Origin of the sequence: Mycobacterium sp. P7213, assembly GCF_900604305.1 — a bacterium.
In the GTDB taxonomy this organism is placed as follows: domain Bacteria; phylum Actinomycetota; class Actinomycetes; order Mycobacteriales; family Mycobacteriaceae; genus Mycobacterium.
On record NZ_UWOA01000001.1, the window covers coordinates 168,422 to 192,137 of the forward strand.

A 23,716-nucleotide genomic window follows, 5' to 3' on the forward strand; every position below is an offset into this window, starting at 1 on the left:
TCACCGTGCCGGCCGCCAACGCCGCGTTGTTGCCACTGCTGTTCGCGGTGCCGATCCTGGCGGCATGTCTGTTGCTGGCGCTGAGCGGCAGGGTGACTCGGTCGGTGGCCAATACGTTGGTGCTGGCGGTCGCGGCGGCCTGCACTGCGGGTGCCGGCTGCGCGTTGGTCGCGGCGTCGGGCCGCACGGTGGTGGCCTGGGTTGGTGACTGGCCCCCGCATTCCGGCCTGGCGGTCGGCATCGCCATGGCCGCCGATCCACTCTCGGCGGGACTGGCGGTGCTGGCCGGCTCCCTGAGCGTGTGCGCGGCGCTCTACAGTCGCCGCGGCCTCGACGAGGCCGACACGCGCTTCGGCGCGCTGCTGTTGATCTTCCTGGCGGCGATGAACGGCTTCGTGCTGGCATCCGACCTGTTCAACCTGTTCGTGTTCCTCGAGTTGATGGGTGCGGTCGGCTACGCCCTGACCGGCATCAAGATCGAGGATCGCTCGGCGATCCAGGGGGCACTCAACTTCGGGATCATTCAGTCGCTGAGCGCGTGTGTGACCCTGATCGGCATCACCTTGCTCTACGCCCGTGGCGGTCAGTTGGGGATGGCCCAGCTGGGTGCGGCACTGCGCTCGACGTCCGCGGGAGGCCCGCCCGACGCCCTGGTGGTGGCCGCCTTCGTACTGGTGTCGGCGGCACTGCTGGTCAAGGCCGCCATCGTGCCGCTGCACTTCTGGCTGGCCGACGCGCACGCGGTCGCCCCGGCCGGCGTGTGCGTGTTGTTCTCCGGGGTCATGGTCGAGCTGGGCCTCTACGGGCTGTGGCGGGTGTATTGGGAGGTGTTCGCCGGTGTGTTGCCGCCTTCGGTGATCAGCCGGGTCTTCGTGGTGGCGGGTGCGCTGACCGCAGCCGTCGGCGCGGTGATGTGCCTGCTGCAGCGCCACCTCAAGCGGCTGCTGGCCTATTCCACCATCGGCCACATGGGGTTGTCGCTGGTGGCCACCGCGACCTTGAGCGCCCACGGGGTGGCCGGTGCGGCGGTCTACCTGGTCGGCCACGCCGGGGCTAAGTCGGCGCTGTTCCTGATCGTGGGGGTGTTGCTGGACCGTCACCACAGCGTCGACGAATGGGAGTTGGCGGGACGCGGCCGGGGCCAGCCGCTGCTGGCGGCCTGCTTCGGCACCGCGGCCGTCGCCCTGGCGGGCCTGCCTCCGTTCGGCACGGCACTCGGCAAGACCTTCTGCGAGGAGGCCGTCGGCAGCGGGTGGGGATCGGCACTGTTCCTGGGGGTTTCGGCACTGACGGGCGGCGCCGTGCTGCGGGCCGGCATCCGTTGTTTCACCGGTATCGGCGGACGAACCGAGCCGTCCGACGACGTGGCCTCCGGGCGCCGCACCCGCGGCGATGAGGAACCCGACACCTGGCTGCGGCGAACACCGCTGAGCATGTATGTGGCGATCGGTTTGCTGCTGGCCGGCTGCCTGGCTGCCGGCCTGCTGCCCGGGGTCGCGCGCGGAGCGCAGAGCGCCGCGGCACGTTTCGTCGAAGCGGGCGCGGTGGCCGCCGCGTCGGGTCCGGGCTGGTCGGTGGCCGGGGCCGGTATGAGCGCCCTTGGCGCGCTCGCGGCGGCGGGAGTGGCGGCCGCCGGGCTGTACCGCTGGACTCCAGCGGTGCGTCGGGCTGCCACCGCTGTTGCCGCACCAGCGCTCAGTGCGTTGCGCGCCGCACACTCCGGGCACGTCGGGGACTACGTCGCGTGGATGTTCGCCGCGCTGGCAGCGCTGGCCGCCGCTATCGGATTGCCGCTGACCTGATACACGCTGTAAGGCGCGCGGAGCAGTGGCCGGGCCACATTGCGTACCGCGACGCCACCGGCGGTGCGGCCCTTCTCGGTTCCGGCGTGGGCGTGACCGTGCACCGCCAGGTCGGCTCCGGATTCGTCGATGGCCTCGGCCAGCAGACACGAGCCCAGAAAGGGATAGATCTCCGGTGGCTCGCCGTGCAGCGTGTCGGCGACGGGAGAGTAGTGCAGCAGTGCGATCCGATAGTCCGTGCGCAGTGCGCGCAGACCATCACGCAGCTGATCGGAAGCGGTCTGCGTGGCGCCGACGAACGCCTTCATCTCGGGCTCCCCGAAGGCTGTCGCGCATCTGCCGGCGAAGCCGCCACCGAACCCTTTCACTCCGGACACGCCGACCCGCTGCCGTTGCACCTCGATGGTGTGGGTCTGGCCTTCCAGGACGGCGATCCCGGCGTCGCGCAGTGCCGCGGTGATCTCGTTCTGCTGATTCTGGTGGTAGTCGTGGTTGCCGAGCACGCACACCACCGGTACCGGGCAGCCCCGCAGTTCGTCGGCGACCACCTGGCCCTCGGCGGCGGTCCCGTGGCGGGTCAGGTCGCCGGCGACCAGCAGCATGTCGGCACGGGCGTCGATGTCGTGCCAGTGCATGGTGCCGCGCGAGTCCTCACCCAGATGAATGTCACCCACGGCTGCTACCCGAATCACCCGGTCACCTGCTCTGCGGGTTCGAACAGCTGCACCACTTCGATCTCGTTCACCACATTTCGCGCACCCACGATGCGCCGAACAGCCGATTCGATCGTCGCTCGGCGTTGCGGCCCGTTGACCGATCCGGTCAGGCGCACCGAGTCGTCGTTGATCTCGATGCCGATCCCCAGCTCGCCGATCGCGGGGTCTTCGGCGAGCCTCCGCCGTACGACGGCGACCAGATGGGCGGGTGGCTGCGGCCGCTCGATGTGGTCGTCGTCAACGATGGACAGCCCACGCAGCAGGTGGCAGAAGGCCTCGGCGAACGGGGAATTCCGCAGCCGCCGGCGCACTTGCGGCCAATCCACCTGTTCACGCAGGACTCGCGCGACGATGAGAAGCTCGGCGAAATCGCAACGGTGACAGTCCAGCACCGCGAGCTTCTGCACCATCAGTTCGGTGGCGGTGATGACCCGGACGATCACCGACCCGACCTGAATCGGCGGGGCGTTGGAGAGGGTGTCGGCGCTGATCGGGGTCTCGCCGAGGTGATGGATCAGGTCCACCAGCACCTCGCCGTCGAAGACCTTGAGCAGCCAGTCTTCCGGCGGCTGAACCCGTGACATACCGGCCTCGGCGAGCACTATCGCCGCGCGCTCGGCTTCGGACGGTTCGACCAGCAGGTCGATGTCGTGGTGGGAGTGCGGACCGCCACGGGCGTATACCGCCGCGCCGCCGGCCAGGGCGAACGGTACATCGGCGCGATGCAGCGCTCCGACTGCTCGGGTCAGGGTGGCCAGGAACGTGGATTCATCCATGCGCGTCTCGCCCCTCGGCCAAGCCGGCGATCGGCGACTGATCGAGGTGCTCCAGCAGATCCGCGGCGTTGTCGAAAACCGCGGCCGCGCCGGCCGTTTCCAGTTCGTCGCGGGAGACGCCGCCACTGAGCAGACCGATGCTGGGCACTCCCGCGCGCATGCATGCGTGGGCATCCCAAACCGCGTCGCCCACAAAGACGGCGCGCTCCGCCGCTGCACCGACCCGGTCCAGTGCAATCTCGATGATGTCCGGATTCGGTTTCGCGATGTCGACATCGGCCGACGAGGTGACCGCTGCGACAAGGTCGTCGCAGCCAAGCGCTTTGCGCAGCACCGCCAACTCGTCCTCGGGCGCCGAGGTAGCCAGCACCACCGGAAGATCAAGGGCCGCTATGTGTTCCAGCAGCTTCCGGGCGCCCGGTAGCGGCGACAGCAGCGCCGATGACTGTAGGTAGAACTGCGAGTGCAGGTCTTTGAGCCGGCTTCGGAGGTTCTCGGGCGCGTCGTCGGAGAGCAGGCGCACCAGCGCGGACCCGTCCATTCCGATGGCCCGGTGAATGCGCCACGACTCCACCTCGAGGTGTAGCTCGTCGAACGCACGCCGCCAGGCGTGTACGTGCAGATAGTTGGAGTCGACCAGGGTGCCGTCAACGTCGAACAACACAGCCGATTGGGCGCTCACGCTCGTCTCCTCTCGCTCGGGGGTGGTCCTGGCCGTTTGCGGATGACCCGGCTGGGATACCCACCCAGGGACTTCCCGAATACTGACGAGAGGAAAAGCGGTGGCTAACGAGGACCGTGACGGCAAGCAGCGACAACTCGACGATTACCGGGTCGACCGGCAGTCCGGATACCTCACGACCCAGCAGGGGGTGCGCGTCGACCACACCGACGACGCGCTGACTGTCGGTGAGCGCGGGCCGACTCTGCTGGAGGACTTTCACGCCCGGGAGAAGATCACCCACTTCGACCATGAGCGGATTCCCGAGCGGGTGGTGCACGCCCGGGGGTCGGGCGCCTACGGCTACTTCGAGCCCTATGACGACTCGCTCGCGCAGTACACCGCGGCGCGGTTTCTGACCACGCCGGGCATCAAGACGCCGGTGTTCGTGCGGTTCTCCACGGTGGCAGGCTCCCGCGGTTCGGCCGACACCGTGCGCGACGTCCGCGGATTCGCCACCAAGTTCTACACCGAGGCGGGCAACTACGATCTGGTGGGCAACAACTTTCCGGTGTTCTTCATCCAGGACGGCATCAAGTTCCCGGATTTCGTGCATGCGGTGAAACCCGAGCCGGACAACGAGATTCCGCAGGCCCAGTCCGCGCACGACACGCTGTGGGACTTTGTCTCATTGCAGCCCGAGACGCTGCACGCCATTATGTGGCTGATGTCGGACCGCGCCCTGCCGCGCAGCTACCGGATGATGCAGGGCTTCGGCGTGCACACCTTCCGTTTTGTGAATTCAAGCGGCGAGGGCACGTTCGTGAAGTTCCACTGGAAGCCAAAGCTGGGTGTGCATTCGCTGATCTGGGACGAATGCCAGAAGATCGCCGGCAAGGATCCCGACTTCAACCGTCGCGATCTGTGGGACGCCATCGAGGCCGGTCAGTACCCGGAATGGGAACTCGGTGTCCAGTTGGTTGCAGAAGACGACGAGTTCAAGTTCGACTTCGACCTGTTGGACGCCACCAAAATCATTCCCGAAGAACAGGTTCCGGTACGCCCGGTGGGTAGGATGGTGCTCAATCGCAACCCGGAGAACTTCTTCGCCGAAACCGAGCAGGTGGCCTTCTGCACGGCCAACCTGGTACCGGGAATCGACTTCACCAATGACCCGTTGCTGCAGTTCCGCAACTTCTCCTACCTGGACACGCAGCTGATCCGGCTCGGCGGACCGAACTTCGCCCAGCTGCCGGTCAACCGGCCGGTGGCCCCGGTGCACAACAACCAGCACGACGGCTACAGCCAACACGCGATTCCGCGGGGGAAGTCCAGTTACTACAAGAACTCGGTGGGCGGTGGCTGCCCAGCTTTGGCTGACGAGGGCGTGTTCCGGCATTACACCGAGAAGGTGGACGGGGCCAAGATCCGCAAGCGCGCCGCGAGCTTCGAGAACCACTACAGCCAGGCGCGGATGTTCTACCGCAGCATGTCCGCGCCCGAGGCGAAGCACATCGTCGCGGCCTACGCCTTTGAACTGGGGAAATGCGAAAGCGTTGAGATCCGGCAGCGCACCGTCGAACAGCTCAACCTGGTCGACCACGACCTGGCGCGGCAGGTGGCCGCGAAACTGGGCCTGGCCGCACCCGAAGAGCAGCCCGTCGACGAGGTGGTGCTCTCACCGGCGCTCTCGCAGCTGACGGATGCCGGCACCCCCGCAGCCCAGGAGGCGCCCGGCATCGACAGCCGCAAGATCGCGGTACTGGCCGCTGACGGCGTGGACGTGGTGGGCGTCGAACGGTTCGTCGCCGCGATGCGGGAACGCGGCGCGATCGCCGAAGTGCTGGCGCCCATCGCCGGTGGCGAATTGACCGGCGGCTCCGGTGGCCGGTTGAGTGTCGACCGAGCCTTCACCACGATGGCGTCGGTGCTCTACGACGCGGTGGTCGTGCCGTGCGGACCCGACGCGGTGCAAACGCTCTCCGGCGACGGGTATGCGGTGCATTTCGTCACGGAGGCTTACAAGCACCTCAAGGTGATCGGGGCGTTCGGGGCGGGAGTGGACTTGTTGCCCAAGGCGGGCGTGTACGAGCGACCGGCCGAGGACACCGCGGTCGTCGTCGCCTCCGGCGTGGTGACGACGACGGCCGCGGCTGATGACCTCAATGACGAGTTCTTCGACGCGTTCGCCGCTGCACTCGCCGAGCACCGGGTCTGGAACCGCACTGCGGACGCGGTTCCTGCTTAGCTCCCTAGATCACGGCACCAGGTGCAGCGGTCGACCGGACCGCTGCACCTCAGTCAAGGCGTCCGTCAGCGAGTCCACCAGCGGAAGCCGCGAGTGTGGATCGCAGATCCGCAGCAAGGTGGTCAATGCGGGGCTGGGGACCACCTTCAGTTTGGTCTGCGTGCTGGAACACTGCGCGCTGATCGACTGAAGAGCTGAAAACCCGCTGGTTCCAATGAAAGTCAGTTCGGACAGGTCCACCACCAGCCATTCGCAGCACTCGGCGCAGTGCTTGGCATAGTCGGCGAATGGGATGGCATTGGCCGCGTCGATCTCACCGTTCACGGCGACGACGGCTCCGGCGCGGCCCCAATGCACAGTGAATTTGGCGGTGTGATTATGCCAAACCTGGGTGGCTTCCGTTGCGGGAGTGGCGAAAGCGTTCTGAGTAACCTTGCTGATCATCATGTTGTGGCTCCATCAGTCGACGAATCGTGCTGTTGGATCACGTCACTTCCGGGACTGCGTTACGCGGTGACGTTTCACTGCGGCTGTGAGCTCAACCGGAGGAACCAGACATTACCCAGTACCGATTCGATTGGCAAAGAGGTGCTCGACAATTTCTGGAAAATCCCAGTGAAACCTTAATTTTTAGTTCGTCAGTAGCGATGAACGTCCGGCTGACCAGGCCGAGGTCATCACGTCGGCAAGCCGATTTTCCACGGTGTCAAGAGCTCGCATACCGAACACGACATCAGTCTCCAAATGCGGAGTGCGGTCCAACAGGCTGCCGATCACGTCGGTGCGCACCACCTGTTCGTGCACGGCATCGGCCTCGACGTGTTCGGCGTAGAACGCCACGCACGGCTCCGGTGCGCCCATCCGCCGCAGCGCCGCGACCAGGCGGCTCGAGCCGGGAGGGGAGCTGATCTCGGTGGCGGCGAAGTGGCCGGCGGCCGCACCCCGCCAGCGGCGATGCAGCCCGAACAGCGACATCAAGTTCACCACCGCCAGCGACTCGGCGGGGACCACGTCGAGGTAAGCCAGGTAGCCGGCATCCAGCCCGGCAGCGGTGAGCAGATCGGCGAAGAGCTGCTGGTGCACCCGCGCCCCCTGTCCCGCGCCGTACTCGTCGAATTCGACCGCGACGAATGACGCCTTGGCCTGGCCGGTCAGGCGCGGGATGATCCAGGCGTGCGGATCGCCCTCCTTGAGGTGGTAAAGCGATCGGTGGATGAAGTATTCGCGGGCCTGCTCCCAGGTTCCGTGATCGCGCAGATACCACGACGGGCCGGTCCCGCGCACGGGCTCGGTTGCCGCGGCGTCCATTTCGGCAGCGGCCGTCGCTTCCGGCGGAATCACTCCGACCTCGTGACGCACCCGGTCGAGGAACACCTGTTCGAGTTGTCGGCGTAATCCCAACAGGGTGACGTCCCACTCCCAGTCCGGGTCCACGCCGGCGAACCCGCGGTAGTGCAACTCGTAGCAGACGTAGAGCGCCAGTTGCAGGTCGCGGCCATACGGATCGGCTTCGCGGGCCGGGGGGAGGAAACCGTGGGCCGTGTCAGGGGGCTGCCGTAACAGGTCGCACACCGCCTCGGACAACGGCCCGCACGCGGCGGGCAGACGAGGTTCGGTGTGGATTATTGCCGTGGTCACGCTTGCGGGTACCCGCCAGCCCGGCTGCGCCAAACGGCACCGTGCCGTTTCGGTGCTCAGCCGTTGGGTATTCCGGCAGCATGACACGCTTCGGCTACACCCTGATGACCGAGCAGAGCGGGCCCGCAGAGTTGGTCGGCTACGCCGTTGCCGCCGAAGAACGCGGTTTCGACTTCGCCGTGTGCAGCGATCACTTCTCACCGTGGCTGGCGTCGCAGGGCCACGCCCCCAACGCCTGGGCGCTGCTGGGCGCGGTTGCGCACGCCACTCAAGAGATAGGTCTGTACAGCTACGTCACCTGTCCGACTATGCGGTATCACCCGGCGATCGTGGCCCAGCAGGCGGCGACGGTGCAGATCCTGGCTGAAGGCCGGTTCACCCTGGGGCTGGGCAGCGGGGAGAACCTCAACGAGCACATCGTGACCGGAGCCGGTTGGCCGAACGTAGCGCGCAGACAGGCCATGCTCGGAGAAGCCATCAAGATCATCCGTGAGCTGCTGATGGGGGAGACGGTCGACCACCACGGCGAATACTTCCAAGTCGACCAGGCGCGGCTGTGGGACCTACCCGACATCCCGGTCGCCTTAGCCGTCGCGATGTCGGGACCCAAGGGCGTCGACCGATTCGCTGCGGCCGCCGATCACCTGATCGCGGTGCAGCCCGACCGCGACCTGGTCCAGTCCTGGCACGCCGCACGGCAGGCCGCCGGACTGGCCGGCGGGCGAGTCGTCGGGCAGCTACCGGTGTGCTGGGATCCCGACCGGGATAAGGCAATACAGCGCGCTCACCGGCAGTTCCGTTGGTTCGGCGGCGGCTGGTCGGTCAATTCCGAGCTGCCGACACCCGCTGCGTTCGCGGCCGCCACCCGCTATGTTCAGCCGCGTGACGTGGCCGGGGCCATTGCCTGCGGGCCGGAACTGGACGCAATCGTCGACGCCGTCGGTGCCTACCGAGAAGCCGGCTTCACCGACATCGCGCTGATCCAGATCGGTGGGGAGACCCAGGAGGCTTTCCTCAAGGAGGCGGCAGAGCCGCTGCTGGCGGCGCTGCGCGACGCACCATGACGGCGACTGCGAGCGCGCCGGAGCCGGGTGATGCAGGTCGCCGCCATCGGCGCAGCGGCGACTGCGAGCGCGGCGGAGCCGGATGATGCAGGTCGCCGCCATCAGCGCAGCGGCGTCTGCGAGCGCGGCGGGTTTCGGGTTGAAACGCCGAGGGTACAAGGGCTTCATGAGCGAGATCAGCGACACCGACGAGGGAATCGATCAGAGGCGTACGACCCAGCCGCGGGCCGGGTTGGTGTTCAAGGACCGCCGTGAGTTGCCGGGCTTGGGCATGCTGCTGATGGCAGCACTGGCATTGGTGGGTTTCATGAGCGCTGCCGCGCAGCGCGACGCCGGGTGGACACTGGGCTTCGGGATCGCGGTTCTAGCGCTGGCGGTCGGCGGTTTGACCTGGATTTTCGTCGGGCGCAACCGGACCACCCAGGCCGGTCATCACCGGCGTCAGACCTAACGCGCCGGCAGCGAAACGGGACACCGCCTGCGTCCCGGTCGCTGCGGCCTGGCTGTGACCTGGCCGGTGCCGACTGGCGATCTCGCCGGAGGCGGGATCCAGCGTCGCCTCGGCCAACAGTTCGCCCGTCGTCGGCTCGCAGACCGCCCAGAGATAGCGCGAGTCGTCTGCCCAGCCGGAGGCGGCCTTCGCGACGTAGTCCGGGTCGGTCTCGCCGAGATCGGCCAGGTTCGGACGGTCGTCGACGCGGTCATCAGCCCGTGGCATCCGCAGATACCACGGGCCGGCGTTGATCTCGACGGGTTCTATGGGACTGTTACTTGATCTCGCAGAGCACGGTGCCCTGGGTGATCGCAGAGCCGGCCTCAGCAGACAGCCCGGTGATGACACCGTCCTTGTGCGCGGTGACCGGGTTCTCCATCTTCATGGCTTCGAGGACCACGACCAGGTCACCGGCGGCGACCTCCTGGCCTTCCTCGACGGCAACCTTCACCACGGTGCCCTGCATGGGCGCGGTCACGGCGTCGCCGGATGCCGCCGCACCGCCGTGCGCGCCACGCTTGCGGGCCTTGGGCTTCTTGCGGATCGCGCCGCCGGCACCGCCGGCACCGCCGCCGCCCAGGGCCAGATCGCCCGGCAGGGACACCTCCAGCCGGCGACCGCCGACCTCGACGACCACCTTCTGGCGCGGCTGCACGTCGTCCTCGTCGAGAGGCTCACCGCCGGTGAAGGGTTCGATGTTGTTCTCGAACTCGGTCTCAATCCAGCGGGTATGGACGGTGAAGCCGTTCTCGTCGCCGACGAACGCCGGGTCGCGCACCACCACACGGTCGAACGGGATGACCGTGGCCAGCCCCTCCACGTGGAACTCGTCCAGGGCGCGCCGGGCGCGCTCCAAGGCCTCGGTCCGGGTCGCGCCGGTGACGATCAGCTTGGCCAGCATCGAGTCGAACTGACCGCCGATCACCGAACCGGTCTCCACGCCGGAGTCCATCCGGATGCCGGGGCCGGTCGGCGGGTCGAAGCGGGTCACCGGTCCGGGCGCGGGCAGGAAGCCGCGGCCGGCGTCCTCGCCGTTGATGCGGAACTCGATGGAGTGACCGCGCGGCGCCGGGTCTTCGGTGATGTCCAGGGCTTCACCGTTGGCGATCCGGAACTGCTCACGGACCAGGTCGATACCCGAGGTCTCCTCGGTGACCGGGTGTTCCACCTGCAGTCGGGTGTTGACCTCCAGGAAGCTGATCAGACCGTCCTGGCCGACCAGGTACTCCACGGTGCCTGCGCCGTAATAGCCGGCCTCCTTGCAGATCCGCTTGGCGGACTCGTGGATCTCCTTGCGCTGCGCGTCGGTCAGGAACGGCGCCGGGGCCTCCTCGACCAGCTTCTGGAAGCGGCGCTGCAGCGAGCAGTCGCGGGTGCCCGCGACGACGACGTTGCCGTGCTGGTCGGCAATGACCTGGGCCTCGACGTGGCGCGGCTTGTCCAGGTAACGCTCCACGAAGCACTCGCCGCGACCGAAGGCCGCAATCGCCTCACGGGTGGCCGACTCGAACAGTTCGGGAATCTCTTCGAGCGTGCGCGCCACCTTCATGCCGCGACCGCCACCGCCGAACGCGGCCTTGATGGCCACCGGAACACCGTGCTCCTTGGCGAAGGCCACCACCTCGTCGGCGTCCTTGACCGGGTCCGGGGTGCCGGGCACCAGGGGAGCCTTGGCGCGGGCGGCGATGTGGCGCGCGGTGACCTTGTCGCCGAGGTCGCGGATCGACTGCGGGCTCGGCCCGATCCAGATCAGCCCGGCGTCGATCACGGCCTGGGCGAAGTCGGCGTTCTCGGAGAGGAAGCCGTACCCGGGGTGAATCGCGTTGGCGCCCGACTGGGCTGCGGCGTCGAGAATCTTCTCGAACACCAAGTACGACTCGGCCGAGGTCTGCCCACCCAGGGCGAAAGCCTCGTCGGCGAGCCGGACGTGCGGTGCGTCGGCGTCGGGTTCGGCGTACACGGCCACGCTGGCCAATCCGGCATCGCGCGCGGCGCGGATCACCCGGACTGCGATCTCCCCGCGGTTGGCGACGAGCACCTTGGAGATCTTCGAGCTGGCATGGTTCGCCACTGGCCCTCCTGATGGCATGTTTAAGAAATGTCTTTAAGAATCTAGCTTCAGGCAGTGTAAAGCGCGACCGCTGAACCTGTTCCAGTGCCCCTTATGCGGCGCGTAAATGCCGCTTGATGCGGGTCAACATGGCGGACATACCTCGCAGGCGCAACGGGCTGATCAGTGCGGCCAATCCGAGCCGAGACGCGAAATCTTCCGGCACGCCCAAAATGACGTCGGCCGGTTCGCCGTCGAGGCCGGCGGCCCAGATCGATGCGAAGCCGCGCGTCGTCGGCGCCTCGCGGGGCGCGCTGAAATACAGCCGTACCCGCTGCGGGTCGGCGGCATCGACATGCAGGAACAACGGTGACTGGCACTCCGGTACCGGTTCCATGGCTGACTCGGTCAGGTCGTCGGGCAGCTCGGGCAGTTCATCGGCGAATTCGATCAACAGCTTGAGCTTGTCCTGGCCTTCGACGTCGGCGAAGTCGGACACCACCTGCGCCAATCTTTCCGGCAGGCTCATCAGCCGGCTCAGCCCGCCCCGGCCCCTGGGACCGGACCTGGTTCGGGGCCGTCGACGATAGGCACCCGCACGGTGTTGCCCCACTCGGTCCAGGAGCCGTCGTAGTTGCGGACGTCGTCGAGGCCGAGCAGGTGGGTCAGAACGAACCAGGTGTGGCTGGAGCGTTCTCCGATGCGGCAGTAAGCGATCGGCTGGTCCCCGGGCTTCAGAAAGGCGTAGAGCCGTTCCAATTCCTCGCGCTTGCGGAACCGGCCGGCGTCGTCGGCCGCCTTGCTCCATGGCACTGAGACGGCAGTGGGGATGTGACCCCCGCGCAGCACACCCTCCTCCGGGTACTCCGGCATGTGGGTGCGCTCGCCGGTGTACTCCTGCGGCGAGCGCACGTCGATCAGCGGCACGTGGCCGATGCTGGCCAGCACATCGTCCTTGTAGGCCCGGATAGGAGCGTCGTTGCGCTGGACGACGGGGTAGCCGGTGGTGGTCTTCGACGGCACGTCCAGCGTGGTTTCGCGGCCCGAGGACACCCACAGGTCGCGCCCGCCGTCGAGCAGTCGCACGTCTTCGTGACCGAACAGGGTGAACACCCACAGCGCGTAGGCGGCCCACCAGTTGGACTTGTCGCCGTAGATCACCACGGTGTCGTCGCGGGAGATGCCCTTGCGGTTCATCAGGTCGGCGAACTGCTCGCCGGTGATGTAGTCGCGGACCGGGGAATCGTTGAGATCGGTGACCCAGTCGATCTTGACCGCGGTGGGGATGTGGCCGATGTCGTAGAGCAAGACATCCTCGTCGGACTCCACCACGACGAGGCCGGGTGTGCCCAGGTTGCCCGCGAGCCAGTCGGCTGTCACCAACCGTTCCGGGTGAGCGTAGGACTGCAGGGCGGGCGTGGGGTCGGCAGGAACTGGCACGAGGCCGAGCCTACCGGTCGGTAACCGTGGTGCCACTCCTGTGGCCGGAAATCCTCCGGTGTCAGGTGTTCGTGACCTGGCTCAGGTGACCGGGTTGGCCGCCCACAGCGCCGCGACCGAGAGTCCGGCTGTGCGCAGCAGCCGGCGCAGCATGGGCAGGCTGATACCGATGACGCTGGAGGGGTCGCCGTCGACGCCGTCGACGAACCAGCCCCCCAAGCCGTCCAGGGTGAAGCCGCCGGCGACCCGCAGTGGCTCGCCGCTGGCCAGGTAGGCCTCCAGGTCGTCGTCATCCGGTCGGCCGAAGCGCACTGTAGTCACGGCGGTTTCGGTGATCTGATGAGTGATCTCGTTGTCGCGCAACCGGATCAGACTGTGGCCGGTGTGCAGCTGCCCGGAACTTCCGGCCATCTCGCGCCAGCGGATCCGGGCCGCATCGAGCGTCGGGGGCTTGCCGCACAGCTTGCCGTCGATGTAGAGCATCGAATCGCAGCCGATCACAACGCAATCGGCGCTCACCGGAGGCTGCAGCAGCGAGGCGACATGCTCCGCTTTGGCGGCGGCCAGGGCGCCGGTCACGGCATCCGGGGACGCGGTGGCGGGAAGAGCGGCCATGACGGCGTCCTCGTCGACGCCGGAGACCACCACCAACGGGTCGATCCCGGCGCCGCGCAGGACGGCCAACCGGCCCGTGGAGGCCGAGCCGAGAACCAGTCGCGTCACCGACGGTGCTTTCGGCGCCGGATCTTCGCCGCCGTACGGGGGCTCGGCCTCGTCACCGGCTGGTCACCGGCGCATGTGGGTGCGTTCCAGCAACGTGATCCGCTGCCAGCTGAACAGCGGCAGCCGTAGCTTGTCGACCGGGTGGCCCCACATATTGCGGTCCCGCGGACCGGCTTCGGCACTCGCGCCGCCTGCCGTACCGAGCACCGCGACCAGCGCCGCGATCTCGGCGTCGGTGGGGTTGCCCCGCAACACCTTGATGAGCGGCTCGGCCGCCACCGGAGTCTCCTCGACCGCGGTGGTCGCTTCGTTCTCTTCGCTCACAGCCTCGCTCCGCTCTCTTGGCTCAACGGAGCTGTACTGCTCGCGTCACTCGTGTCATTCGCTGCGCTCACTCCACTCGTTCCGCTCACGGTGCCTTCGCTGCTCGCGTCACTCGTGTCATTCGCTGCGCTCACTCCACTCGTTCCGCTCACAGGGGAATGTTTCCGTGCTTCTTGGGCAGCGGCTGAACGATCTTGCGTTCCAGCAGCCGCAGCGACGTCGCGATGTAGCCGCGGGTGTGCGACGGCGGGATCACCGCATCGACGTAGCCCCGCTCGGCGGCGACGTAGGGGTTCACCAGCGTGTCCTCGTACTCCTGCTGAAGCTGCAGGCGCAGCGCGTCGACATCGTCGCCGCTCTTGGCGGCCTCGTTGAGCTGCTGGCGGTAGACGAACCCGACCGCACCAGAGGCGCCCATCACCGCGATCTGGGCCGTCGGCCAGGCCACGTTGACGTCAGCGCCCATCTCCTTGGACCCCATCACGCAGTACGCGCCGCCGTAGGCCTTGCGGGTGATGACGGTGATCTTGGCGACGGTGGCCTCACCGTAGGCGTAGAGCAGCTTGGCGCCGCGCCGGATGATGCCGTTGTACTCCTGCTCGGTACCGGGCAAAAAGCCGGGCACGTCGACCAGCAGCACGATCGGGATGTTGAAGCAGTCGCAGGTCCGGATGAACCGGGCGGCCTTCTCCGAGGCGTTGATGTCCAGGCAGCCGGCGAACTGGGTCGGCTGGTTGGCCACGATGCCGACGGTGCGGCCCTCGACCCGGCCGAAGCCGACGATGATGTTCTGCGCGTAACCGGCCTGGACCTCCAGGAACTCGTCGTCGTCGAGGATCCGGGTGATGACCTCGTGCATGTCGTAGGGCTGGTTCGGCGAGTCCGGGATCAGCGTGTCCAGCTCGAGGTCCTCGGCGGTCAAGTTGTCCTCGATAGCGCCCTCGGCTGCCGGCACCGGGAAGTGCGGCGGGTCGGCGTAGTTGTTCGGGGGCAGGTAGCTCAACAGGTCGCGGACGTAGTCGAAGGCGTCCTGCTCGCCGGAGGCGACGTAGTGCGCGGTGCCGGACTTGCCCATGTGGGTGTGGGCGCCGCCCAGCTCCTCTTGGGTGACGTCTTCGCCGGTGACGGTCTTGATCACGTCAGGGCCGGTGATGAACATCTGGCTGGTCTGGTCGACCATCACGATGAAGTCGGTCAGCGCGGGGGAGTACACGTGACCGCCGGCCGCCGCGCCCATGATCAGCGAGATCTGTGGGATCACGCCCGAGGCCAGGATGTTGTTGTGGAAGATCTTGCTGTACAGGCCCAGCGAGACCACACCCTCTTGGATGCGGGCGCCGGCGCCGTCGTTGATTCCGATCAGCGGCCGGCCGGTCTTCATGGCCAGCTCCTGGACCTTGACGATCTTCTCGCCGTAGACCTCGCCGAGGCTGCCGCCGAACACGGTGGCGTCCTGGCTGAAGATGCAGACCTCGCGGCCATCGATGGTGCCGTAGCCGGTCACCACGCCGTCGCCGAGCGGGCGCTTGTCGGCCAGGCCGAAGTTGGTGCTGCGGTGCTTGGCCAGCGCGTCGAGCTCGACGAAAGAACCCTCGTCAAGCAGGGCGTAGACCCGTTCGCGAGCGGTCAGCTTGCCTTTGGCATGCACCTTGTCGACCGCGGCCTCACCGACCGGGTGCAGGGTTTCCTCGGTCCGACGCTTGAGGTCGGCGAGCTTGCCCGCTGTGGTGTGGATGTCGACGACATGCTCGGCTTGCGCCTCTACGTGGGCCTCACCGGAGTGCTCAGTAACACTGGTCATAAGAAATGATCTTAAAGTGTGGGCCATCGGATCGCCCGACCGGACCGGTTAGGGAACGTCACCGCCGTCTGAACCGTCGCGAAGCACATTCTCGGGGTGGTGGTAGTTGGTTGGTGCGGGGCTGTCCCCGGGTCAGGCGGCTGCGGTACCGGGCTCAGGTGGGGCGGTGACTTCCTTGACGAACTCGCCGAGGTAGCGGATCGCCCGCCGTCCCTCGGGCAGCACGTCGGCCGCCAACGGGAAGTCGTGAACCTGGCCCTCCCACAGATGCAGATCGCAGCGCACGCCGGCCGCATCCAGTCGCTGCGCCATCGCTTCGGCGTCGGGCAGCAGCAGTTCGTCGGTGCTTGCGTGATGGCAACCGGTGGCAGCACCGACAGGTCGGCATCCATCGGCGACGCCGCGCGGGCACGCAGCAGGTATCGGGTGAACGCCATCAGTGCCTCGCACGGGAACATCGCGCAACGCCGAGCGTTGCGGTGCTGAAGCTTTGCGGTGGGGTCCGCGTCGGTGAAGGGTGAAACCGCGGCAATTCCAGCGGGTTTCATCAGATTCGACTGCGCGGCGGCCAGCGCGGTCATAAAGGCCAGATATCCGCCCGCGGAATCGCCGGCGATCACGATCTGCTCCGGGTCGTAGCCTCGCCGAAGCAGCCAGCGCAGCCCGCTCAGGCCGTCCTCGACGGCGTCAGCGATCCGGTGTGCGGGCAACATTCGGTAGTCGATGTTGAGAACGCTGGCGTCGGCCGCTCGGGACAGCCGGGTTACCAGTGAACGGTGGGTGTTGAGTCCACACGTCAGAAAAGCGCCGCCGTGCAGATAGAGGATGGCCCGTTCTGTCGAGACGCCGGTAGCCTGAACCCGTTCGGCGACACAGTAACCCAGGCGGAAGCGCTGGACGCGCGCTGTTTGCCGGTGCGGTACCAAGCCGGCCAGTCGGTCGACTGAAGTCAGCGGCCACGCCAAGTCCGGCCGGACTGCCCACGCGCGCACCAGGTTCTTCACGACGAACCGGCTGGCGAGTGACACCGCGACTGATTGCGCGCTGTGGCGGCGGTGAACGTGCCTCGTCAATCCCCTGGTGACCATGTCGATCACCTCCTCCGCCTGTCCGAATACCCGTGCGCCGGGCGTTTCAACCGAGTTGGCCGCAGTGCCGGTGAGTAAGCTGGCGAAATGAGTCTTGTGCCACGGCCGCCGCTGGACGTAGCCGCTCTGCGAGCCGGGCTGACCGGGCCGGACGGGCCGTGGCGCGTCGTAGATGTCGTCGACGACACCGGTTCCACCAATGCGGATCTGTTGGCCCGTGCCGCAGCGGGCGAAGATATCGACGGAGCCGTGCTGCTGGCCGAACATCAGATGGCCGGCCGTGGTCGTCACGGCCGACACTGGAGTGCCCCGGCGTACAGCCAGCTCGCGCTGTCGGTGGGTGTGGCCGCGGACACCGTGCCGACATCGGGTTGGGGTTGGCTGACTCTGGCCACCGGGGTCGCGGTCGCCGATGCGATCGCCGAAGTGTCGGGCCTGCAGGTCGGCCTGAAGTGGCCCAATGACGTCATCGCGGGCGACGGCAAGCTGGCCGGCATTCTGGCAGAGGTGGCCGCGCCGAAGCAGCTGATCGTGGTGGGCCTCGGGCTCAACGTGTCCATGACCGCGGAGGAGGCCCCGGATCCCGCGGCGGTCTCGCTGGCGATGCTCGGCGCTGCGGTGGTGGACCGAAACCTCTGGGCCGACAAGGTTCTTCGTCACCTCGCGATTCGGATCGCGGCCTGGCGTGCGGCGGGCGGCGCCGACGATGCACTGGTGTCGGACTATCGGCGGCACAGCTGCACGTTGGGGGCCCAGGTGCGCGCCGACATACCCGGCGACCAACGCGTGGAGGGAGTCGCCGAAGCCATCGATGACACCGGACGCCTGGTGATCAACACCGGAGATGGCACCGTCACGGTGTCGGCCGGCGATGTCACCCGACTTCGGCCCACCGGCTAGGGCCTGGCCGTGGGTTACCCGGAGAGCGTGCTGGCCGACGATGAGCACGTGGTGTTGCACCGGCACCCGCACGTCAAACGACTGATACTGCCGGTGCTGGCGTTATTGCTGGTCACCGCGTGCGCCGCGTTCGCCGCTGGGTTCGTCAACTCACGGCCCTGGGATCCGACTGCCAAGAACGTCGTCTTCGGGGTGATCTGGGCGATCTGGCTGGTGGTATTCGGCTGGCTGACGCTCTGGCCGTTCTTGAGCTGGCTGACCACGCATTTTGTGGTCACTGACCGGCGCGTGATGTTTCGGCACGGGTTGTTGACCCGCAGCGGAATCGACATCGGACTGGCGCGGATCAACAGCGTGGAGTTCGTACATGGCTTCATCGACCGGCTGTTGCGAACCGGCACGCTGATCATCGAGTCGGCGTCGCAGGAACCCCTGGAGTTCTACGACATTCCGCGCGTGGAGCAGGTCCACACGCTGCTGTATCACGAAGTTTTCGACAGACCGTCCGCCGGCGGTTGATGACGGGCCGGACGCCGGAACAGTGTCACCACGCCGGTGTCCGGGCCGCTCTCCAAGGCATCTTCGATCGCCTCGGCGAGCGCGCCGGTCTCGATCGTCGCGTCGAGTGCGGCGTCGGTGCTGCGAGCGAACTCGTCGGGGAAGACCCAGCGGCGGAACGCCCAGAACCGGAATGCCATCTGCAGCAGGTTGCCGATGATGTAGGCCGAGACGAAGTCCGAGAGGTTCTCGATGGTCAACGACACCATGGGTGCTCGCAGCCCGAGCACATAGCTGGAGAACCACAACGGGGCCATGGACAACACCACGCCGACGCCGCTGACCCCGAAGAACAGCAGGGCCTCGTGGTGCCGTTCTCGGCCGCCCCGGTCTTTGAAGCTCCACTCGCGGTTGAGGATGTAGGACGCGATTACCGCGACGATCCCCGAGATGACCTTGGCCGTGACGGGCTTGGGCGACAGAATCGTGAGCTTGAGCGTGTAGAACAGCGCCGAGTCGATGAGAAATGTGGTCGCGCCGACGATGGCGAACTTGATCAGCTCATGATGGCGTTCGGCCAGCGGACGGATCACCCGCGGCAGGCGGGCAATCGTGGCGTCGGTAAAAGACACAAGTCGCCAGTGTACGGACTCGGCCCCAGCCGTGCCTAACGACTGCATAACGACTCAGGGAGCTCATGGCGGCTGCGCCGCACTTGCGATCGCCGCGCGCCGACGTGTCACGATATTGGCCGTGCCGAACCCCCCAACCACAACGCCGCCCGCCGGCGGAGGTAGCCCATCCCCCCCAAACGGGCGGTACCCGCAGGTCGCCATGGTGGGCGGCGGTCAGCTGGCGCGGATGACCCATCAGGCCGCAATCGCACTGGGGCAGCGGCTGCGGGTGCTGGCCGCGGCGGCCGACGAGCCGGCTGCCCAGGTCACCCCGGACGTGGTGATCGGCTCGCACACCGACCTCGATGACCTGCGCCGGGCGGCTGCTGGAGCCACCGTGCTCACCTTCGACCACGAGCACGTCCCGGGCGAGCTGTTAGAGCAACTGATCGCTGAGGGCATCAACGTCGCGCCGCCCCCGGCGGCGCTGTTGCACGCCCAGGACAAACTGGTGATGCGCCGCAAGCTCTCGGCGCTGGGGGCGCCGGTGCCGCGGTTCGCCGCGATCGAGGCCCTTGAGGATCTCGATGCCTTCGCGGCCCTGACCGGTGGCCCGATGGTGGTCAAGGCGGCCCGGGGCGGCTACGACGGGCGCGGGGTGTCCCTCGTTGACGATGTGGCCCAGGCTCGGGCGGTCGTCACCGACTATCTGGCCGCAGGTGTGCCGGTACTGGCCGAGGAGCGGGTCGCGATGCGCCGGGAACTCTCGGCGCTGGTGGCCCGGTCCCCGTATGGGCAGGGCGCGGCGTGGCCGGTGGTCGAGACCGTGCAGGAAGACGGAATCTGCGTGACAGTGATCGCGCCCGCCCCCGACCTGTCGGACGAATCCGCTGCTGCTGCACAACAATTGGCGCTGCGGTTGGCTGATGAGCTGGGCGTGGTCGGGGTGCTGGCTGTCGAGCTCTTCGAAACCACCGGCGGTCAGGTTCTGGTCAACGAGCTGGCGATGCGACCGCACAACTCGGGGCACTGGACCATGGACGGTGCGGCCACCAGCCAGTTCGAACAGCATCTACGTGCGGTGTTGGACTATCCGCTCGGTGCCACCACACCGATTGCGGCGGTGACTGTGATGGCCAATGTCCTGGGCGCCGCGCAGACACCGGCGATGACGATGGACGAGCGGCTACATCACCTGTTCGCGCGCTATCCCGACGCGCGAGTCCACCTCTACGGCAAGGACGAGCGGCCGGGCCGCAAGATCGGCCACATCAACCTCCTCGGTGCGGACGCGAACGACTTGGCGAACCTGCGCGAGCGGGCCGAAAGCGCGGCACACTGGTTGTCGCACGGGGAATGGAGCGATGGATGGGATCCGCATGAGTGAGCACAAGCCCGGTCCCCGGGTCGGCGTCATCATGGGCAGCGACAGCGACTGGTCGGTGATGGAAGACGCGGCCATGGCGCTGGCCGAGTTCGAGATCCCGTTCGAGGTCGGAGTGGTCTCGGCGCACCGCACCCCCCAGCGGATGTTCGACTACGCCCGCGACGCCGCCGGCCGCGGCATCGAGGTGATCATCGCCGGGGCGGGCGGCGCCGCGCACCTGCCCGGGATGGTGGCTTCGGCCACACCGCTGCCGGTGATCGGGGTGCCGGTGCCGCTGGCCCGCCTCGACGGCATGGATTCTTTGCTGTCCATCGTGCAGATGCCGGCTGGCGTGCCCGTGGCCACTGTTTCTATCGGCGGCGCACGCAATGCAGGTTTGCTCGCAGTGCGTATTCTGGGCTCAGCCGATGCCGCGTTGCGGGCTCGTATGGAGGCTTTTCAAGACCAGTTGGCCCAGAGCGTGCTTGCGAAGGACGCGACGCTTCAAGGTAAAGTTACCGGCGAGTAGCTTAGGAGGCTGTGATGGCTGGGTGGGCCGGGAATCCCTCGTTTGATCTGTTCAAGTTGCCCGAGGAGCATGATGAGTTGCGGGCGGCGATTCGGGCGTTGGCGGAGAAGGAGATCGCTCCCCACGCCAAGGACGTCGATGAGCAGGCCCGGTTCCCCGAAGAGGCCTTGGCCGCGCTGAACGCCTCCGGATTCAACGCCGTGCACGTCCCCGAGGCGTACGGCGGGCAGGGTGCCGACTCGGTGGCGGCCTGCATCGTGATCGAAGAGGTAGCCCGGGTCTGCGCCTCGTCGTCGCTGATCCCGGCGGTGAACAAGCTCGGCACCATGGGGCTGATCCTGGCGGGCTCGGAGGAACTCAAGGCCCAGGTGCTTCCTGGCCTGGCCGCCGGCGAGGTGATGGCCTCCTACGCGCTTTCCGAGCGCGAGGCCGGCAGCGACGCCGCGGCGATGCGCACCCGCGCCAAGGCCGACGGCGACGACTGGATCCTCAACGGCTCCAAATGCTGGATCACCAACGGCGGCAAGTCCAGCTGGTACACCGTGATGGCCGTGACCGACCCGGACCTGGACGCCAACGGCATCTCGGCGTTCATGGTCCACATCGACGACGAGGGATTCACCATCGGTCCCAAGGAGCACAAGCTCGGGATCAAGGGCTCGCCGACCACCGAGCTGTACTTCGAGAATTGCCGGATTCCCGGTGACCGGATCATCGGCGAGCCGGGGACCGGGTTCAAGACCGCGTTGCGCACGCTGGACCACACTCGTCCCACGATCGGCGCTCAGGCCGTGGGTATCGCTCAGGGCGCGCTGGACGCGGCCATCGAATACACCAAGGATCGCAAGCAGTTCGGTAAGAACATCAGCACGTTTCAGGGTGTGCAGTTCATGCTGGCCGACATGGCGATGAAGCTGGAGGCCGCGCGGCTGATGGTGTACTCGGCGGCGGCTCGCGCCGAGCGGGGTGAGACGGGCCTGGGCTTCATCTCCGCGGCGTCGAAGTGCTTCGCCTCCGATGTGGCGATGGAGGTCACCACTGATGCCGTGCAGTTGTTCGGTGGGGCGGGCTATACCACCGACTTCCCGGTGGAGCGGATGATGCGCGACGCCAAGATCACCCAGATCTATGAGGGCACCAACCAGATCCAGCGCGTCGTCATGAGCCGACACCTCCTGCGCTGACGTCGCGGTGATGACAAACCGGATCGACATCGTCCGCGCGGCGCGGCATGCGTTCGTCGACACGGTCGACGGGCTCACGGACGCTGAATTCGACCACGGCACCACGCTGTGCGCGCAATGGTCGCCGCGTGACGTGCTGGCTCATCTGATCGGCACCTCCGAGATCGGCAGATACCTGCGTGCCCCGTGGCGGTTGCACAAGATCAACGCCGAAGTCGTCGCGGCGGGACGCGGCCGCGACCGGGCCGATTTGATCGCCGCCGCCCGGCGCTGGGCACAGGTACCCGACCGCGCCGTGGCCCGGCTGCTGCTGGGCGACTTGGCGATGCATCACCAGGATGTGCTGCGCGGGCTAGGGCGCAGCCGCGAGATCCCGCCGGTCGAAGAGGCCGCGATCCTGACCGAGGGAGTGAGCCTGACCGTGCAGAAGCTGCAGCCGACCCTGCTGCGGTATCGGATCGAACCCACCAACGGGATCGGCCGGCCCCGCGGCCGCGGCACCGTAGTCCGCGGCACGGCGGAAGCGCTGGGCCTGTGGCTCGGCGGCCGCACCATATCCGATGTCGAGATCGGCTGAAGCCGTTCGTCCGCATCGGTGAACGCACGAATGGGACAGCCCTAAGATTGGCAATCGGCGCTGTCCGCCCCACCTAGGAGAGGCTTCATGCCAGGACTTCGACGCGATGTCGATCCCGACGGATTGCTGGAGTACTCCGTCGTCTACACCGACCGGGCACTCAACCACATGTCCGCGCGCTTCCAAGACGTCATGAACGACGTCTCGGCGATGCTGCGCGAGGTCTACCACGCCGACGCGGCAGTCGTGGTGCCCGGCAACGGAACCTGTGGCATGGAGGCGGTCGCACGACAGTTCGCCAACGACGCCGACGTACTCGTCATCCGGAACGGGTTCTTCAGCTACCGGTGGAGTCAGATCCTTGCGACCGGCCGCATCACCGACCGCGTCACCGTCCTCAAGGCCCGTCCGACCGGCGACGGCGACCAGGCGCCGTTCGCTCCCGCGCCCATCGACGAGGTCGAGGAGGCGATCGCGCGGATCCGGCCGGCGGTGGTGTGCGTTCCGCACGTGGAAACCGCGAGTGGAATCCTGCTGCCCGACGACTACCTGGCGCGCATCGGCACGGCGACGTCCGCGGTGGGCGGCCTGTTCGTCCTGGACTGCATCGCCGCCGGGGTGGTCTGGGCTGACATGGCGGCGCTCGGGGTCGACGTCTTGGTGACGGCGCCGCAGAAGGACTGGAGCGCCGAGCCGGGCTGTGCCATGGTCTGCCTGTCCAACCGGGCGCTGGAGGCCATGGAGCGCACCCAGAGCACCAGCTTCGCGCTGGACCTCAAGAAGTGGCGAGAGATCATGGTGGCCTACGAGAACGGCGGCCACGCGTATCACTCGACCATGCCGACCGGCGTGATCAGCGGCCTTCGCGACGCCATGGCCGAGACCCGCGACCGCGGCTTCGATGCGGTGCGCGAGCAGCAGTTCGCGCTGGGTCGCAAGGTACGTGCGCTGTTGGCCGAACGTGGCTTCCCCAGCGTGGCCGCACCGGGATTCGAAGCGCCCGGCGTGGTGGTCAGCTACACCACTGACCCGGAGATCCGCACCGGCAGAAAGTTTCTGGCCCAAGGCCTGCAGACCGCAGCCGGAGTGCCGCTGCAATGCGATGAGCCGGCGACGTTCAGCACCTTCCGAATTGGGCTGTTCGGGCTGGACAAACTGGCCGACATCGAGGGAACGGTGGCGCGACTGAGCTCCGCGATCGACCGGATCGCCTTGGCCTGATCC

At 67.3% G+C, this 23,716-nt stretch carries 24 protein-coding genes and 1 pseudogene; 11 read left to right on the forward strand and 14 right to left on the reverse strand.

Going from position 1 to position 23,716, the window contains the following annotated elements; translation table 11 throughout:
- Nucleotides 1-5 precede the first annotated feature (5 nt).
- Complete coding sequence (locus tag EJK91_RS00820) at nt 6-1,802, forward strand: complex I subunit 5 family protein (RefSeq protein WP_206430373.1); 1,797 nt, start codon at nt 6-8, stop codon at nt 1,800-1,802.
- Here the strand turns inward: EJK91_RS00820 and EJK91_RS00825 are convergent.
- From EJK91_RS00825 to EJK91_RS00835, 3 genes are read right to left on the reverse strand one after another with little or no spacing between them, the layout of a single operon-like run.
- Nucleotides 1,736-2,494, reverse strand: a complete 759-nt coding sequence (locus tag EJK91_RS00825; RefSeq protein WP_125078004.1) for a metallophosphoesterase family protein — start codon at nt 2,492-2,494, stop codon at nt 1,736-1,738. The genes EJK91_RS00820 and EJK91_RS00825 overlap by 67 nt on opposite strands.
- Nucleotides 2,491-3,294 carry a nucleotidyltransferase family protein gene (locus tag EJK91_RS00830; protein ID WP_046300701.1) on the reverse strand — a complete coding sequence of 268 codons (804 nt, stop codon included), beginning with the start codon at nt 3,292-3,294 and terminating at the stop codon, nt 2,491-2,493. The genes EJK91_RS00825 and EJK91_RS00830 overlap by 4 nt, the downstream gene beginning before the upstream one ends.
- On the reverse strand, nt 3,287-3,976 hold the full coding sequence (locus tag EJK91_RS00835; protein ID WP_125078005.1) for an HAD family hydrolase: 690 nt from the start codon (nt 3,974-3,976) through the stop codon (nt 3,287-3,289). Before EJK91_RS00835 ends, EJK91_RS00830 begins: the two co-directional genes overlap by 8 nt.
- A 100-nt stretch (nt 3,977-4,076) precedes the next feature.
- Here EJK91_RS00835 and EJK91_RS00840 point away from each other — a divergent pair, with 100 nt between their 5' ends.
- On the forward strand, nt 4,077-6,203 hold the full coding sequence (locus EJK91_RS00840) for a catalase (protein ID WP_125078006.1): 2,127 nt from the start codon (nt 4,077-4,079) through the stop codon (nt 6,201-6,203).
- A gap of 9 nt (nt 6,204-6,212) precedes the next feature.
- On the opposite strand, the gene EJK91_RS00845 is transcribed toward EJK91_RS00840, so the two are convergent.
- A complete protein-coding gene (locus tag EJK91_RS00845; protein ID WP_024441488.1) occupies nt 6,213-6,650 on the reverse strand; it encodes an STAS domain-containing protein in 438 nt (145 codons plus the stop codon).
- Between the two features lie 183 nt (nt 6,651-6,833).
- On the reverse strand, nt 6,834-7,841 hold the full coding sequence (locus EJK91_RS00850) for an iron-containing redox enzyme family protein (protein ID WP_125078007.1): 1,008 nt from the start codon (nt 7,839-7,841) through the stop codon (nt 6,834-6,836).
- 80 nt (nt 7,842-7,921) lie between these two features.
- Here EJK91_RS00850 and EJK91_RS00855 point away from each other — a divergent pair, with 80 nt between their 5' ends.
- A complete protein-coding gene (locus tag EJK91_RS00855; RefSeq protein ID WP_024441486.1) occupies nt 7,922-8,905 on the forward strand; it encodes a TIGR03557 family F420-dependent LLM class oxidoreductase in 984 nt (327 codons plus the stop codon).
- Between the two features lie 166 nt (nt 8,906-9,071).
- Complete coding sequence (locus EJK91_RS00860; protein ID WP_125078008.1) at nt 9,072-9,356, forward strand: UsfY protein; 285 nt, start codon at nt 9,072-9,074, stop codon at nt 9,354-9,356.
- On the opposite strand, the gene EJK91_RS22235 is transcribed toward EJK91_RS00860, so the two are convergent.
- The 8 genes and pseudogenes from EJK91_RS22235 to EJK91_RS00900 all read right to left on the reverse strand — a co-directional run bounded on the left by EJK91_RS22235 (nt 9,270) and on the right by EJK91_RS00900 (nt 16,824).
- A complete protein-coding gene (locus EJK91_RS22235; RefSeq protein ID WP_081654499.1) occupies nt 9,270-9,665 on the reverse strand; it encodes a hypothetical protein in 396 nt (131 codons plus the stop codon). The two genes, EJK91_RS00860 and EJK91_RS22235, sit on opposite strands and share 87 nt — an antisense overlap.
- A gap of 7 nt (nt 9,666-9,672) precedes the next feature.
- Nucleotides 9,673-11,469 (reverse strand): acetyl/propionyl/methylcrotonyl-CoA carboxylase subunit alpha, encoded by a 1,797-nt coding sequence (locus tag EJK91_RS00870; RefSeq protein ID WP_024441484.1) that lies wholly within the window; start codon nt 11,467-11,469, stop codon nt 9,673-9,675.
- A 91-nt stretch (nt 11,470-11,560) separates the two neighbouring features.
- Nucleotides 11,561-11,977 carry a SufE family protein gene (locus EJK91_RS00875; RefSeq protein ID WP_444850779.1) on the reverse strand — a complete coding sequence of 139 codons (417 nt, stop codon included), beginning with the start codon at nt 11,975-11,977 and terminating at the stop codon, nt 11,561-11,563.
- Nucleotides 11,978-11,985: 8 nt separating this feature from the next.
- Nucleotides 11,986-12,888 carry a sulfurtransferase gene (locus tag EJK91_RS00880; protein ID WP_046300708.1) on the reverse strand — a complete coding sequence of 301 codons (903 nt, stop codon included), beginning with the start codon at nt 12,886-12,888 and terminating at the stop codon, nt 11,986-11,988.
- Nucleotides 12,889-12,969: 81 nt separating this feature from the next.
- Entirely contained in the window at nt 12,970-13,611 is a 642-nt protein-coding gene (locus EJK91_RS00885; RefSeq protein ID WP_024441481.1) for a Maf family protein, read from the reverse strand.
- 63 nt (nt 13,612-13,674) lie between these two features.
- Nucleotides 13,675-13,935 (reverse strand): acyl-CoA carboxylase subunit epsilon, encoded by a 261-nt coding sequence (locus EJK91_RS00890; protein WP_046300710.1) that lies wholly within the window; start codon nt 13,933-13,935, stop codon nt 13,675-13,677.
- A gap of 148 nt (nt 13,936-14,083) precedes the next feature.
- Nucleotides 14,084-15,736: an acyl-CoA carboxylase subunit beta gene (locus EJK91_RS00895; protein ID WP_046300632.1), complete on the reverse strand. Its 1,653-nt coding sequence runs from the start codon at nt 15,734-15,736 to the stop codon at nt 14,084-14,086.
- 132 nt (nt 15,737-15,868) lie between these two features.
- A pseudogene (locus tag EJK91_RS00900) lies at nt 15,869-16,824 on the reverse strand (alpha/beta hydrolase).
- Nucleotides 16,825-16,911: 87 nt separating this feature from the next.
- On the opposite strand from EJK91_RS00900, the gene EJK91_RS00905 reads away from it, so the two are divergent.
- Nucleotides 16,912-17,724 carry a biotin--[acetyl-CoA-carboxylase] ligase gene (locus EJK91_RS00905; RefSeq protein ID WP_046300631.1) on the forward strand — a complete coding sequence of 271 codons (813 nt, stop codon included), beginning with the start codon at nt 16,912-16,914 and terminating at the stop codon, nt 17,722-17,724.
- A 9-nt stretch (nt 17,725-17,733) separates the two neighbouring features.
- The gene (locus tag EJK91_RS00910) at nt 17,734-18,243 is read left to right on the forward strand and encodes a PH domain-containing protein (RefSeq protein ID WP_046300630.1); all 510 of its coding nucleotides are present in this window, start codon (nt 17,734-17,736) and stop codon (nt 18,241-18,243) included.
- Here the strand turns inward: EJK91_RS00910 and EJK91_RS00915 are convergent.
- Nucleotides 18,207-18,854: a GtrA family protein gene (locus EJK91_RS00915; protein WP_046300629.1), complete on the reverse strand. Its 648-nt coding sequence runs from the start codon at nt 18,852-18,854 to the stop codon at nt 18,207-18,209. The genes EJK91_RS00910 and EJK91_RS00915 overlap by 37 nt on opposite strands.
- A gap of 121 nt (nt 18,855-18,975) precedes the next feature.
- Here EJK91_RS00915 and EJK91_RS00920 point away from each other — a divergent pair, with 121 nt between their 5' ends.
- From EJK91_RS00920 to EJK91_RS00940, 5 genes are all read left to right on the forward strand, one after another.
- Nucleotides 18,976-20,223: a 5-(carboxyamino)imidazole ribonucleotide synthase gene (locus tag EJK91_RS00920; protein WP_444850780.1), complete on the forward strand. Its 1,248-nt coding sequence runs from the start codon at nt 18,976-18,978 to the stop codon at nt 20,221-20,223.
- Nucleotides 20,216-20,731, forward strand: a complete 516-nt coding sequence (gene purE / locus EJK91_RS00925) for a 5-(carboxyamino)imidazole ribonucleotide mutase (protein ID WP_024441473.1) — start codon at nt 20,216-20,218, stop codon at nt 20,729-20,731. Before EJK91_RS00920 ends, purE begins: the two co-directional genes overlap by 8 nt.
- Before the next feature lie 14 nt (nt 20,732-20,745).
- Nucleotides 20,746-21,915 carry an acyl-CoA dehydrogenase gene (locus tag EJK91_RS00930; protein WP_125078009.1) on the forward strand — a complete coding sequence of 390 codons (1,170 nt, stop codon included), beginning with the start codon at nt 20,746-20,748 and terminating at the stop codon, nt 21,913-21,915.
- Between the two features lie 10 nt (nt 21,916-21,925).
- Complete coding sequence (locus EJK91_RS00935; protein WP_046300626.1) at nt 21,926-22,492, forward strand: maleylpyruvate isomerase N-terminal domain-containing protein; 567 nt, start codon at nt 21,926-21,928, stop codon at nt 22,490-22,492.
- 87 nt (nt 22,493-22,579) lie between these two features.
- The gene (locus tag EJK91_RS00940; RefSeq protein WP_024441470.1) at nt 22,580-23,713 is read left to right on the forward strand and encodes an aminotransferase class V-fold PLP-dependent enzyme; all 1,134 of its coding nucleotides are present in this window, start codon (nt 22,580-22,582) and stop codon (nt 23,711-23,713) included.
- The last annotated feature ends 3 nt before the right edge of the window (nt 23,714-23,716 follow it).